Here is a 14149-nt window from a genome sequence, read left to right as displayed (position 1 = left end):
CTGGGTCTCTCTGATCGAGGCTGGTGGACCACATGCGGATTCCGGGACGTCGCCCGCGGCGAGGCGCGGCCGCGGCAGGTGCGACGGACTCCGCCGCCGCGCGTCTGGTCGCGTTGCGGTCGCTGCTGGAGGTGGCCACCCGGGCGGTCGCGCTCCAGCCCGCCGCCGAGCAGGTCATCGACGCCTGCGCGCAGCCCGGTGACGTGCCGGCCCAGGTGGCCCGCCGGGGTGGCCGGGTCGCGTCCGACTTCTGCCGGCTGCACGGGTGGGCGGTGGACCTCGCCGGCGCCGCCGACCGCGCGTCGCTGGAGTTCCGGGTGGCCGAGCTGCTGCACTACCACGCCCAGATGATCGACACGTGCCTCAAGCTCGCGTTCCCGAAGTTCCGGAGCCCCAGGCTCGAACAACGGCGGCTGGCGTTGTGCGGGCTGGGCGAGCCGGCCCGCACCTTGCGGGACGCACAGGCGGCACTTGCCCTGTGGATCGCCGACCTCGAGCGGACCGACGCTCCGTCATCCTGAGCCGCGTGCGCGCCTTGAACCAGTCTTGAGTCGTCGTCACCAGGCCCCAGCCGCAGCGGAGTCCATTGTGGACTCGACTGCGGACGACCCCGAATGGCGGACATCGACCCGCTCAACCCCTTGGCCGGACGGCGGATGCACCGCCGAGGCAGCTTCCACCATTCAGATCCGCCTCGTTCACAGCTCCCAAACCGTGAGATTCAGAGCACTGGAGTGGGCCCGCCAACGTAGGTTAGGCTACCCATATGACTCGAGTTGCTGTGTTGGGCGCCCGCGGGCGGATGGGTGTGGCGTCGGTCCACGCGATTGAGGCCAGTTCCGACATGACGGTGGTCGCCGAGATCGACGTCGACGACGACATCCAGGGCATCGTCGACAACAAGGCCGATGTCGTCCTCGTGTTCTCGCCGCCCGACGTCGCCCACGAGCAGGTCCAGTGGTGCATCAAGCAGGGGATCCACGTCGTGGTGGGGACGTCCGGCTTCGACGAGCCGGCCGTGGAGCAGATCCGCGCCGCGCTGGCCGGCCAGGACGACGTCAACGTGTTCGTCGTGCCGAACTTCTCCATCAGCGCCGTGCTGATGGCCCGGTTCGCCGCGAAGGCCGCGCCGTACTTCGAGTCTGTCGAGATCGTCGAGATGCACCACCCCGACAAGGTGGACGCGCCGTCGGGAACCGCGCTGCACACCGCGGAACTGATCGCCCGCGCCCGCGCCAACGCGGACTGCGCCCCGTCGCCCGACGCCACCTCGCTCGACCCGTACGGCGCTCGCGGCGGCCGGATCGAGGGCGTCTCCGTGCACTCGGTGCGGGTGCGCGGGTTCATGTCGTCGCAGGAGGTGCTCTTCGGTGTCGGCGGCGAGATCCTGAGGCTGCGGTACGACTCCGTGACGCGCGAGTCCCTCATGCCCGGAGTGCTCACCTCGCTGCGCGCCGTCTCCACCCTGCCCGGCGTGGCGGTCGGTCTCGACGCCGCGATGGACCTGGGCTGACGTCCAGCAGAACCAGGCAACACACGGACCTCGCGCCAGGTCCGACGCTGGTCGCCCCCGGACACCGGGTGGCGACCTTCGTGCCTTCAGGACCAGGCCGACACCTCGTCGACAGTGGTGAACCACCGTTAACGCCGACCGGCCCGCGAGCGCGTTGTGTGGCGAATCCGGCACCGCCGATCGCGAGGACGTTAGGGTAGCCTTTCCTTCACGGCTGGGAGCAGCTCCTGAAGGGAAACCAATGAGCATCGAACCGCTGGCGCTGGACGGGGTCGTCCCGTTTCCGCCGGAGACGGCAGCGAAGTACGTCGCCGAGGGACACTGGCGTGATCAGACGCTGCCGGAGCTGCTGTTCGCCACCGCGGAGCGCTTCCCCGACAAGCTCGCCGTCATCGACCGCAAGGCCGAGCTGACCTACGCGCAGCTCACGGACGAGGTCCTGCGCCTCGCGGCCGGCCTGCGGGAGCTGGGGCTGAACCGGGGCGACCGGGTGGTCGTGCACCTGCCCAACATCTACGAGTACATCGCGTTCGTCTTCGCCCTGTGGGAACTCGGAGTGGTTCCCATCGTGGCTCCCGTCGCGCACCGTCGTGCGGAGATCGAGCACTTCATCCAGATCGGCGAGGCCCGTGCCTACATCACGGTCGCCTCGGACGCCGGCACCGACCTCGCCGCGATGGCCGCCGACCTGAAGGAGCGGTGGCCGCACCTGGAGCACACCGTCGTGCTCGACCCCGAGGGCGGCGGAGCCGAGTACAAGGCGTTGCAGTCCAAGGGATCGCTCGAGCACGCGCGGCGGTGCAACCCGCAGGACGTCGCCCTGCTGCAGATGTCCGGTGGCACGACGGGTGTTCCGAAGCTGATGCCGCACACGCACCAGACGTACGGCTACGCCCTGCGTCGCAGCGTCGGGGAACGCGGCATCACCGAGCGCACCGTGCACCTGCTGGTCATCCCGATCTGCCACAGCATGTCGACGCGGTCGCCCGGGTTCCTCGGCGCGTTCAGCGTGGGCGCCACCATCGTGATCGCGCCGAACGGCAGCCCCGACACGGCGTTCCCGCTGATCGAGAAGCACGGCGTGACCCGCGTGTCGCTGGTGCCGCCGATCCTGCTGGCGTGGCTGAACTCCTCGCTGCGCAAGCGGTACGACCTCTCCAGCCTGAAGATCCTCATGTGCGGTGGCGCGAAGCTGACCGAGTCGGTGGCGAGCCGGGTCGAGCCGGAGTTCGGCGTGCAGCTGTCGCAGAGCTTCGGGATGGGCGAGGGCCTCGTCGTCAGCAACCCCGCCGACGTCGATCGCGCCACCAGCGTGCGGTACCAGGGCAAGCCGGCCTCCGAAGCCGACGAGTGCATCGTCATCGACGACGAGGGCAACGACGTGCCGCCCGGCGCGCCCGGTCACCTGCTGACGCGCGGACCGTCGGTGATCCGCGGGTACTACCGCAACCCCGAGCAGAACGCGCTGGCGTTCACCAGCGACGGCTTCTACCGCACCGGTGACATCGTCGAACGGGACGAGCGCGGGTTCATCAGGGTCGTGGGCCGGTCGAAGGACCAGATCAACCGGGGCGGCGAGAAGATCGCGCCGGAGGAGCTGGAGAACGCGCTGCTGACCCACGGTGGCGTCCACAACGTCTCCGTGGTCGGCATCGACGACGACGTTCTCGGCGAACGGATCAAGGCCTACCTGATCCCCCGCACGCCGGAGAGCGCGACCGAACTCACCCTCGGCAAGCTGCGGCAGTTCCTGCGCGACAAGGGTCTTGCGACGTTCAAGCTCCCCGACGTCGTGGAGGTCGTCGACGAGTTCCCGTACACCGCGGTCGGCAAGGTCAGCAAGCGCCTGCAGCGGGAGCTGAGCTAGCCGCATGCCGAACAAGACCACACGTGTCCTCGTCGTGGGCGCGGGTCCCGTCGGGATGGTCTGCGCGCTGGCGCTGAACCGCCTCGGCATCCCGGTGACCGTTCTCGAGTCCGAGGCGGCACCGGTGCGGGACCAGCGCGCGGCGACCATCCACCCGAGCACCCTGGAGATGCTCGACGAGCTGGGCGTCACGGAGAAGATCCGGGAACACAGCCTGCTCTCGAGCACCTACCGCTTCCACGACAGGCCGACCGGGGAGGTCGTGGCGGAGTTCGACCTCGGCCGGCTCAAGGACGAGATCCGGTTTCCCTATGTGCTGCAGTACGAGCAGTACAAGCTGACCGCGGTCATCGCCGAGCGCTACGCCGACGAGTCCGACTTCGACGTGCGGTTCTCCCACACGCTGACGGGTCTGACCGAGACCGCGGACGGTGTCGAGGTGGAGTACTCCTCCCCCGCCGGCCCGGAACGCATGTCGGTGGCGTACGTGGTCGGCTGCGACGGCGGCCGGTCGACGGTGCGCAAGCTCGCCGGGATCGAGTTCGAGGGCTTCACCTACCCCGAGCGGTTCATCAAGATCGCGACGAGCTTCGACCTGCAGACCGTCAAGCCGGATCTGGTGTTCCGCAACTACTTCTCCGATCCGCACGAGTGGGCCAACGTGTTCAAGGTGCGGGGAGAGTCGCCCTCGGGACTGTGGAGGGTGATCCTGCCGATCGGCCACGAGGAGGACGACGCCACCGCGTTGTCCCCGGCGCGCGTCGAGCAGCGGTTGCAGAAGTTCCTGCCGAAGACCGGGTCGTACGACGTGGAGTACCGCAACGTCTACCCGGTCAACCAGCGCGTGGCCGCGACCTTCCGCAAGGGGCGCCTGCTGCTCGCCGGGGACAGCGCGCACGTGAACAACCCGATCGGCGGCATGGGGATGAACGGCGGCATCCACGACGCCGTCAACCTGACGGAGAAGCTCGCGAAGGTGATCGCCGGTGAGGCCGACGACGCCCTGCTCGACCTGTACAGCCGTCAGCGTCGCCACGCCGCGGTGAACTACGTGCAGGCCCAGACGATCGCCAACAAGCGGTTGCTGGAGGAACGCGATCCCGAGGTGCGCCGGCAGAAGCTCGACGACATGCGCCGCACCGCGGAGAAGTTCGAGACCGCGCGCGCCTACATGCGGCGCGCGGCCCTGTTCGACAGCCTGCAGGACGCTGCCGCCATCACCTGACCGACGCGGGTGGTGGTGCCCGGGGTCTGGTGCGGTTCTCCGCACCAGACCCCGTTTCCGTTCAGCCGTCCAGCAGGTTCGTCAGCAGCGGTCCCCACTTCGGCAGACCCGAGTCGGGTTCGAGGATCGACTGGTGGTCCTCGTCCTCGGCGACGAAGAAGGCGAAGTCGGTCAGGTGACCACTCCACCCCAGCGCGTCTTCACGGCCCAGCTCCGCCACTCGGGGCGTGTGCGTCGCGGACGATGCGATCACCAGAGCCTTGACGTCGAGAACCCCGCGCGTCGGCGTGGAAGTCAGGACGTCGCAACGCCGGCCGGCCGTCTCGACGGCCTTCAGCTGCTTCGCGTCGGCGAGCAGCTCGGTGAACGCCTCCTCGCCGAACGCCTTCCGCATCTCGTCCCGCATCGACTCGGCGCCTCCCGGTCGTTCGAGGAGCTCCGTCGAGTTCTCCGAACCGGCGGGCATGGCGTCCACGATCACCAGGGGGCGGACGCGTTCGCCGCGCGACAGCAGGTGCCGCGCCACGGCGAACATGATGTGCGCGCCGTACGACCAGCCCAGCAGTTCGTACGGCCCGGCCGGCTGCAGCCCTTGGACGACGTCGGCGTAGGTCGAGGCGAGGTCGTCGATGTCGTCGAACTCGACGTCCAGGCCGATGATCGCCGGATCGTCGAGCCCGACCAGCCCGACCCCGGCCGGCAGGTACGCCGCCAGTTCCGAGTACATGGACGAGGCGCCGAACTTGGGGTGCGCGCAGAACAGCGTGCGCCCGTTGCGCGACGGGACGAACCGGGTCGCGATCGCGGCGATGCCGACCTCGGGATCGGCGTCCGGATGCATCTTCCCGTCCACCACCGCGCTCAGCTCGCCGATCGTCGACGCGGTGATCACGTCGCGCATCGCGATGGTCACGGGGAACGCGCGGTTCATCTGCGACGCGAGCCGCATCGCCGCGAGCGAGTGCCCGCCGAGCCGGAAGAAGTCGTCCGCGGCGCCCAGTGCCAGTCCCTCGTCGAGGTCGAGCACGGCGCGGAAGATCGCGGCCACCGCGAGCTCCGTCTCCGACTCGAGCGGCCTGCCCGACCCGGCTCCGGACGCGGCCACGTCCGCCGCGGGCAACGCCCGGCGGTCGAGCTTCCCGGTCGGGGTCAGGGGGAACGACTCCACCGGGACGAGCGCTGCCGGAACCATGTAGTCGGGCAGGAACTTGGCCAGGTGGGTGCGCAACGACTCGCTGATGTCGTGGTCCGCGGTCGTGCTGTAGTAGGCGGCCAGCTGCAGCCCGGTGGCGTGCTCGAAGGCGACCACCTCGGCGCGCGTCACCTCCGGGAACTCCTGCACGACGTCCCGGATCTCGTCCGGTTCGATGCGGTAGCCCCGGATCTTGATCTGCTCGTCGGCGCGCCCGAGGTAGTCGATCATGCCGGCGTCGTTCCACCGGGCGAGGTCTCCGGTGCGGTACATGCGTTCCGCGGGTTCCCACGGGCAGGCGACGAACCGTTCGGCGGTCAGCGCGGACTGGCCCCAGTACCCGCGCGCGGTTCCTTCCCCCGCCAGGTAGAGCTCGCCCGCGACACCGGGGAGCGCCGGCTGCAGGTTCTCGTCGAGGATGTACGCCCTGGTGTTGAAGATCGGCGTCCCGACACTGGAGTCGGTGCTGTCGGCCAGGTCGGCGCCGAGGGCGTTGATCGTGTATTCCGTTGGCCCGTAGAGGTTGTACGACTCGACGCCGGGGGCGCCGCGCAGCTGTTGCCACAGCCGGTCCGGCACGGCTTCACCGCCGAGGGACACGAAGACGACACCCGGTGCGTCGGAGGCGACGGACCGGCCGGCCGGGCGGTCTCGTTCGAGCAGGCCTTCCTCGACGAGCAGCTGCCCGTACGACGGGGTCACGTCGAATCCGTCCATGCAGACCTCGTCGTAGTGGGCCAGCAGCCGCTGGTGGTCGCGGCGCATCTCCTCGTCGATGACGTGCACCTCGTGCCCGTTCAGCAGCCAGAACAGCTGCTCCCACGAGGCGTCGAACGAGAACGACGTGGTGTGCGCGATCTTCATCCGGCGTCCGCGCTGGTGGTCCACCACCCGGTCGAAGATCTTCTCGACGTGGTTGAAGTACATGTTCGTCAGGCCGCGGTAGCCGACGGCGACGCCCTTGGGCCGCCCGGTGGTCCCCGACGTGAAGATGATGTACGCGAGGTTGTCGAGCGAGACCGGCGCGCCGCGGTCCGCGTCCGTGACCGGCTCTGCGGAGATCCGCGCCAGGCGGTCCAGCGTCGCCGCGGCGTCCAGGTTGACCACCTTGCCGGCGGGGCCGGTCAGCCGGTGCGCGTCGCGGTCGGTCACCAGCGTGACGGTCGGGTCGGCGACCTCGACCATGTAGCCGATCCGTTCGTCCGGCAGTTCGCAGTCCACCGGGACGTACGCGGCGCCGACGGCGAACACCGCGAACATCGCGATGACCATGCGCTCGTCGCGCGGCAGCGGCAACGCCACGCGGTGCTCCGGACGCACCCCCTCCTCGAGGAGCAGGTGCGCGTAGCGGTTCACCTCGGCGGAGAACTCCGCGAACGTGTACACCCGATCCCCGGCGACCAGCGCGGTCTCCGCCGCGGACAGCCGCACCTGCCGGTCCAGCAGCTCGGCGACCGTGACCGGTTCGACGGCGCGGACGAGGTCGGCGGCGACACCCGTGTGCGGGTCGGTCTCGTGCGGCAGCAAAGCGGACAGCATCCCGACGGGCTCGTCGAGCCGGCGGGTGAGGGCGACGAGCACCTGCACGTAGCGCTGGAGCAGTTGCTCCGCGGCCTGGGCCGCGAAGACGTCCTGGCGGTAGGAGAGGCGCACGTGCACGGTCGCCGAACCGTCGCGTTCCTCCGGGTCGACCGCGAACGTCACCGGGTAGTGCGTCGCGTCGTCGACCTTGGCGCCGACGACCCGCAGCCCACCCAGGTCCTCGCCGTCGGTCGTGCCCAGCGGCATGTTCTGCACCACGAACAAGGTGTCGAACAGGACGGGGACGCCCGCGTTGGTCTGGATCTGCGTGAGAGTGGCCTGCGGGTGGTCGATGACGAGCAGCAGGTCGGACTGGACCTGGGCGAGCAGCTCCCGGTTCGTGGCGAACGGCGGGAGGTTCACCCGCATCGGAACGGTGTTGAACAGCAGACCGATGATCCGGTCGGCGTCGGGCAACGCGGGCGGGCGGCCGGAGACCGTGTTGCCGAACACGACGTCGTTGCTGCCGACGAGCCGGCTGAGCGTGATCCCCCAGGCGGTCTGCAGCAGGGTGCCCGCGGTGACCTTCGCCTCGCGCGCGGCGCGGAACACCTGCTTGGCTTCCTCCGGGCTGAGATCGACGGCGAGCTCACCGGTCTCGCCCTGCGCGTCGCCGCGGTCGACGAAGTCGGGGCACAGCAACGTCGGGCCGGTCAGTTCCGCGAGGTAGTGGTCCCAGGCGCGGTAGGCGGCGCCGGGGTCCTGCTCGTCGACCCAGTCCAGGTAGGAGCGGAACGACGCCGGGCGCACCCGGTCGACGTAGCCGGCGTCGGCGTAGATGCCGAGGATCTCGGCCAGCACCGAGTTGATGGACCAGCCGTCCAGCAGGATGTGCTCGAAGCTCATGACCAGCGTCCACGTCTCGTGGCCGTGTTCGAGCAACGTGAACCGGATCAGCGGCGGGACCTCGAAGTCGAACGGCTCGCCCCGCTCGGCGTTCAGGAACTGCTCGACGTCGACCCCGAGGCCGTCCCACTCGTCGCGCCGGACGACCCGCACCGGGACCTCGACGCCGGACGGGATCACCTGCACGTCGCCGGGTGGCACGAACGCCGCCCGGAGGTTGGGGTACCGCTCCATCGCACTGGCGATGGCCGCCGTCATCCGCCCGGGATCGAGATCTCCCCTGAGCTGCCGGGTGATCTGCGAGACGTAGGTGTTGTGGTCGTCGGACTCCTGGGACCGCAGCAGGTGGTAGAACAACCCGCGTTGCAACGGGGCGAGCGGGAGGATCTGGGCGTCGCGCCCGTAGCGGGCCCGGATGGACTCCTCTTCGCCGGGTGTCAGCACGACGCGGTCGGCGCGGCGCAGGGTGAACGCGTCGCCGCCTTCGCGGCCGGCGGCGGGAACGCGCGCCCCGGAGAGCTCCTCGGTGATGGCGGCGGCCAGCGCCTCCGTGTCGACGTCGACGGTGTCCGCCGACTCGACCAGGACGGCGTGGCTATCGGACTCCCGGCCTCCGACGAGCACGAGGACGTCGAGTCCGTCCTCCGGCACTCCGGCGGGTGCGCCGATCGACTCCGCGCGGGTGCGGAACACGCCCACCCGGATCCGCGGAAGCGGGACGTCGTCGAAGAACCGGCTGAACCGGGGGTGCGTGGACAGTGCGGCGTACTGGGCCGCGCGCTCCGGGCTCAGTCCGACGACGTCGCCGTCGTCGAGCAGCACGGGGAACTGACGAGTCCTCAATGGACCGTCGGACTCGACCAGCTCCACGACCTGGTCGTCCTCGCCGGCCGCGGCCAACGCCTTGGCCACGACCGCCAGCACGACCGACCGCAGGGAGGTCTCGTCCTCGGCCGCTCGCCCAGGTTCAGCGGTGCCGTCGGCGAGCTGGTCCACCCAGTCCTCCCAGAACGGGTCGTCGAGGGCGGCCGTCAGCTCCTCGTCGTCGTACACGGTCGCGGCCCCGGCGGGCGTGACGACCATCGGGATGTTCGCCCGGTAGGCGGCGACCAGCTCGGTGAGCTTCTCCCCCACCGCGTCCAGCAGCTCGGGGTTGCCGGTGTCGGCGACCAGCTCGCCGGTGCCGTCGTCGCGGACCGCCAGTCGCAGGCCGAGTGCCGCGCCCGGCAGCGCGTGACCGACGTGGTCGATCGCCACCCGCCAGGACGGAGCCTCACCGATGTCGAAGTCGTCGAGCGGCAACCGGAAGCGGCGGACGTCGCCGGTGGGCTCCGTGCGGCCCTCCTCGCCGGCGCGGACGACCTGGGCGAGCTGCCTGACCGTCACCTCCGGGTGCCGGGAGCCGAGCACGAGGAAGCGCGCCGTGTTCCGCAGCACCCGTGCCGTGGTGTCGGCCGAGAACAGCTCGCGGGCCGCGTTCAGGTTCAGCCCGAACGCGCCGTCGCCCAGCCTTTCGATGCTCGACACGAGGTCGAACAGCGCGGGCTGGGCTGCCAGCGGACCGTCCGCCGTGGTCGAGACGTAGTTGGTGAGCGGTGCCGCCGAGTCCCCGCCGCGGTCCACGTACGCGGCCATGACCTGGAAGAGCGGGCTGATCCCGAACTGCCGCGGCGGGTTCACCGCCTCGACCACGTTCTCGAACGGCACGAGCTTGTGGTCGGCGGCTTCGAGCATGCGGTCGCGGCACCGGAGCAACGTCCGGGCGAAGCCCGCGTCGGCGTCGACGTCGGCGCGCACCACGACGGTGTTCACGAAGTAGCCGATCAGGTCCTGCAGGTCGGGGTGGTCGCGCAGGCTGGCCGGGGTGCCGACCGGCACCACGTCGCCCGCGCCTTCGGCCCACAGCGCCAGGGAGAACGCCGCGATCAGCGCCTGCAGCGGCGTTGCCCTGTGTTCGAACAGCAGCTCGTCGACCGCGGCTGTCTCCGCGCTCGTGAGGGACGTCGTCGCCGGTCGGATGGTGCGTTCCTCGGACGCGTCGCGCGGGTGGTCGAGGGGCAGGACCGTCTCGGCCGGGAGCCCGGACAGCACGTCCTGCCAGTACCGCAGGTCCTGCTGGTAGCGGGACTCGGGGTCCGTGCGGTTGCCGAGCACGTGCCGTTGCCAGACCGCGAAGTCGGCGTACTGGGTCGGCAGGGGCGCGACCTCGGCGGGGGTGCCGGTCGTCGCTTCGAGGTAGAACTCGTTCAGCTCGCGGACGAGCGTGCCGAAGGAGTCGGCGTCGGTGACGATGTGGTGCCCGTAGGCGACGAGCACGTCGCCGTCGGAATGGCGCAGCAGGTGGAACTTCAGCCCGAACTCGGAGGTGAAGTCCAGCGGCAGTGCCGCGACCTCGGCGATCTTGTCGCCGAGCGGCTCGGTGCCGAGTTCCTCGACCTCCAGGACCACGGCGTCCGCGGCGGGCTCCGGGCGGATGACCTGGCGCAGCGAGGAGGACTCCTCGTCCGGCACGAGGATCGTGCGCAGGATCTCGTGCCGGGCGACGACCCGGCGCACCGCCGTCGTCACCGCGTCCAGGTCGAGCCGGTCACGCGCCTGCAGCACGATCTCGGTCCGGTAGATGGACCGTCCGGCGATCTGCTCCGTGAACCAGAGCGCCTGCTGGCCGTAGGAGACCGGCAGGACGTCCGGGCGGGGCAGCTCGCCGACTCGCGGGCCGGCCGTCCCGGTGGTGCCGGTGGCGGTGTCGGCGACGCGGGCGAGGTCGCTGATGCGGGGGTGGTCGAAGACGTCGCGGAGGGTGAGTGCGGTGCCGAGCAGCGCGTTGGCGCGGGCGACGACCCGTGCCGCCAGCAACGAGTGCCCGCCGAGGCGGAAGAAGTCGTTGTCCACGCTCAAATCGGCGTCGAGCTGCAGCACATCGCGGAAGATGCCGGCGAGGGCGATCTCGGTGGCGGTCTCCGGCGTCCGGCCGTCGGCCGCACCGGCGGCGAGGTCCGGCTGCGGCAACGCGCGGCGATCGAGCTTTCCGTTGGGGGTCAACGGGAAGCGGTCGAGCAGGGTGAACGTGGCGGGGACCATGTACTCCGGCAGCGACCGCGCCAGGTGTTCGCGCAGCGCGTCGAACGGCACCTCGCCCGTCGTCGTGATGTAGGCGGCGAGGTACTTCCCGCCCGCCGGGTGGTCGAGCGCGACGACGGCCGCACCGGACACCACCGGGTGCTGTTCGAGCGCCGCGCGGACCTCGCCGGGTTCGACCCGGAATCCGCGGATCTTCACCTGGTCGTCACTTCGACCGAGATACTCCAACTGTCCCAAGGAGTTCCACCGCACGACATCGCCGGTGCGGTACAGCCGTGCGCCGTCGTCACCGAACGGATCGGCCACGAACCTGCTCGCTGTCAGGCCGGGCTGACCGACGTAGCCGTCGGCGAGTTGCACCCCGCCCAGGTAGAGCTCCCCCGCCACGCCCACCGGCACCGGGCGCAACCAGGCGTCGAGGACACGGGCCGTCGTGTTCGCGACCGGCACTCCGATCGGGACGGTCTCGGCGTCGGTCGCGGTGGCCGTCGTGCCGTCGCCGGTGACCTCGGTCGAGCCGTAGAAGTTGTGCAGAACCGCCTGCGGCGCAACGGTGCGCATGATGGTCGCGGTGCCCGCGGTGAGTGCTTCACCGGACGACACCCATGACCGGAGCGAGGCCAGCGCCGCGGGGGCGTCGTCTTGGCGCACGAGGACGTCGGCCAGGCTCGGCACGGTGAGCAGGTGCGTGACGCCGTGCCGGGCGATCGTGCCGAGCAGGCCGGCCGGGTCCTGCGCGGTCTCCGCCGGGACCACCACGATCCGGGCACCGGCGATCAGCGGCCCGAACAACTCGGTCACCGCGTCGACGAAACCCAAGCCGCTCTTCGACAACGCCACGTCGCCCGGCTCGTAGCCCAGCACCCGCTGCCCCCACGCGAGCCGGTTGACGAGCGCGCGGTGCGACAGAGCCACGCCCTTCGGCTTGCCCGTCGTGCCCGACGTGAAGATCATCACGGCGGCATCGTGCCCGGCCACCGGCCGCACGAGGTCAGGAGCGGTTTCCCGGCCGGTGGCCAGGTGCCGCCGCACTTCCTGGTCGTCGATCTGCAGGACAGGAGCGGCACTCAGCACGTCGTGATGCGTGCCCGCGGTGTGCCGGTCCGTGATGACCAGTGCGGGTGCGGAGTTGTCGAGGACGTGTCCGACGCGTTCGGCGGGATAGCCCGGATCGATCGGCACGTAAGCCGCTCCCGCGCGCAGCACCGCGGTGAGTGCCACGACGAGGTCCACCGACCGCGTCATCGCGACCGCGACGCGGTCCCCGACCCGCACGCCCTGGTCGACCAGGAGCTGGGCGAGGGCGTTGACCTGTGCGTCAAGCGCGCCGCGGGTGAGGTCGACGCCGTCGGCGACGATCGCCACCGCGTCCGGGTCGGCCGCGATCCGGTTGCGCACCAACGCGTCCACGGTCGTCGGGGCGACGTCGAGGCTCTCGCCGCGCGCCCACGACGGGTCCGGAACGTCGGCCTCGGACGTGAAGCCGGCGCTCAGGTCGTGCAGGGTCCGGTCCGGCGCCCCGTCGAGGACGGCGCCGAGGAAGCGGCCGAACCGCTCGACGTGGACGAGCGGGTCGCTCGTGGCGGCGCCCGTGGACAGCTCCAGCCGGATCCCGGTGTCGGGACTGCGGTAGATCGCGAGGTCGAGCGACCCGACCGGGCCGGTGCTGATCGTCTCGGAGACCGCCTCGGCGGCGCCCAGCCGGGGCGTCGCGTCGAAGAGCCTGATGTTGATCGTCGGCAGCGACAGGTACGAGGCCTGACCGCCCGGCCACAGGCGAGCGATCTGGTGGTCCTCGACCCCGGTGTGCCGCCGGGAGGTCCTCAGCTGGTCCGCGACGACACCGACGAGCCGGTCGAACGTCTGATGTGGACCGATCTCGGCCACGACCGGGACCGCCCGCGAGATCGCGCCCGGCGTCCTCAGCGACGCGCGGTCGTCCCGCAGCATCAGCGGAACCCGGACCGCCACGCAGTCCCGACCCTCGGCCAGAGCCGTGTAGACGCCCCACAACGCGATGAGGGCATCGGTCCACGACACCCGCGCCGCACGGGCGAACGCCTGCACCTTCGCGTCGGTGTCGTCGGGAACCGGCACGACGACCGGCCGGCTCGAGGACACGAAGACCCCGGTCAGGTCCTCCACGTCCGCGCGGCCGCCCTGCTCGACGCCGAGGACGCCACCCCAGTACGCGACACCCTCCTCGAGGCCGGAGCCACCGGCATCCCCGGCGTCCACGACGTTCTTCAGGGCGCCGAACCAGCGGTCCGGGACCGCGTCACCGGACTGGAGCGCGGAGTAGACCTCGGCCACGCGGCGGACGAACAGGGAGATGCTGTAGCCGTCGACCAGCAGGATGTTGGTGACCAGGATCCACGCCCACGTGCCGTTCTCGCGGCGGATCAGGGTCGAGGTCGTCATCGGTTCGCCGCCGGCGGTGGCCGGTGCCGCGGTGAGCTGGTCGCGGGCCCGCGCCCGAATCCGGTCATCGTCGTGCCCGGCGTCGACGATCTCCGTTGGGAGCGCCGTGGCGTCGTCGACGTACTGGAAGGGGACGCCGTCCTCGTCGCCGAACCGCACCCGCAACGCGTCGGTCTCCGCGAACACGGCACCGACCGACGACGCGAACACGGCCGGGTCGACCGGTCCGTCCAGCCAGATCAGCTGACCCGCGCAGAACACCGAGGACTCGGGAGCGAGCCTCCTGGCCACCCAGTTGCCCCGCTGACTCGCAGTCAACTCCACACGATCAAAAGCCGTCAACGGAAGCACACCCACTTCTCTTGATGCCAGTTCGAGCCGACCGAGGCGACGATCACTACTCCGCCAAAGAAGGCTAGGCTA

5 protein-coding genes are annotated in these 14149 nt (G+C 70.6%); 4 read left to right on the top strand and 1 reads right to left on the bottom strand.

Going from position 1 to position 14149, the window contains the following annotated elements; genetic code table 11:
* Positions 1 to 32: 32 nt before the first annotated feature.
* The 4 genes from ABZX02_RS02130 to ABZX02_RS02115 all read left to right on the top strand — a co-directional run bounded on the left by ABZX02_RS02130 (position 33) and on the right by ABZX02_RS02115 (position 4605).
* Entirely contained in the window at positions 33 to 521 is a 489-nt protein-coding gene (locus ABZX02_RS02130; RefSeq protein ID WP_355294251.1) for a hypothetical protein, read from the top strand.
* A gap of 245 nt (positions 522 to 766) precedes the next feature.
* A complete protein-coding gene (gene dapB, locus ABZX02_RS02125; RefSeq protein ID WP_355294250.1) occupies positions 767 to 1513 on the top strand; it encodes a 4-hydroxy-tetrahydrodipicolinate reductase in 747 nt (248 codons plus the stop codon).
* A 241-nt stretch (positions 1514 to 1754) separates the two neighbouring features.
* Positions 1755 to 3380, top strand: a complete 1626-nt coding sequence (locus ABZX02_RS02120) for an AMP-binding protein (RefSeq protein WP_355294249.1) — start codon at positions 1755 to 1757, stop codon at positions 3378 to 3380.
* A gap of 4 nt (positions 3381 to 3384) precedes the next feature.
* Complete coding sequence (locus tag ABZX02_RS02115) at positions 3385 to 4605, top strand: FAD-dependent monooxygenase (protein ID WP_355294248.1); 1221 nt, start codon at positions 3385 to 3387, stop codon at positions 4603 to 4605.
* Between the two features lie 61 nt (positions 4606 to 4666).
* Here ABZX02_RS02115 and ABZX02_RS02110 read toward each other — a convergent pair whose 3' ends face one another.
* The gene (locus ABZX02_RS02110) at positions 4667 to 14044 is read right to left on the bottom strand and encodes an amino acid adenylation domain-containing protein (protein WP_355294247.1); all 9378 of its coding nucleotides are present in this window, start codon (positions 14042 to 14044) and stop codon (positions 4667 to 4669) included.
* Between the last annotated feature and the right edge of the window lie 105 nt (positions 14045 to 14149).

It is taken from the genome of Lentzea sp. NPDC003310, from assembly GCF_040610935.1.
Lineage (GTDB): Bacteria > Actinomycetota > Actinomycetes > Mycobacteriales > Pseudonocardiaceae > Lentzea.
This window is presented reverse-complemented; position numbering and strand designations above follow the sequence as displayed.

Coding starts and splice junctions, on each gene's coding strand:
- ABZX02_RS02120 (WP_355294249.1), top strand. CDS start 1,755: ATGAGCATCGAACCGCTGGCGCTGGACGGGGTCGTCCCGTTTCCGCCG.
- ABZX02_RS02115 (WP_355294248.1), top strand. CDS start 3,385: ATGCCGAACAAGACCACACGTGTCCTCGTCGTGGGCGCGGGTCCCGTC.
- dapB (WP_355294250.1), top strand. CDS start 767: ATGACTCGAGTTGCTGTGTTGGGCGCCCGCGGGCGGATGGGTGTGGCG.
- ABZX02_RS02130 (WP_355294251.1), top strand. CDS start 33: ATGCGGATTCCGGGACGTCGCCCGCGGCGAGGCGCGGCCGCGGCAGGT.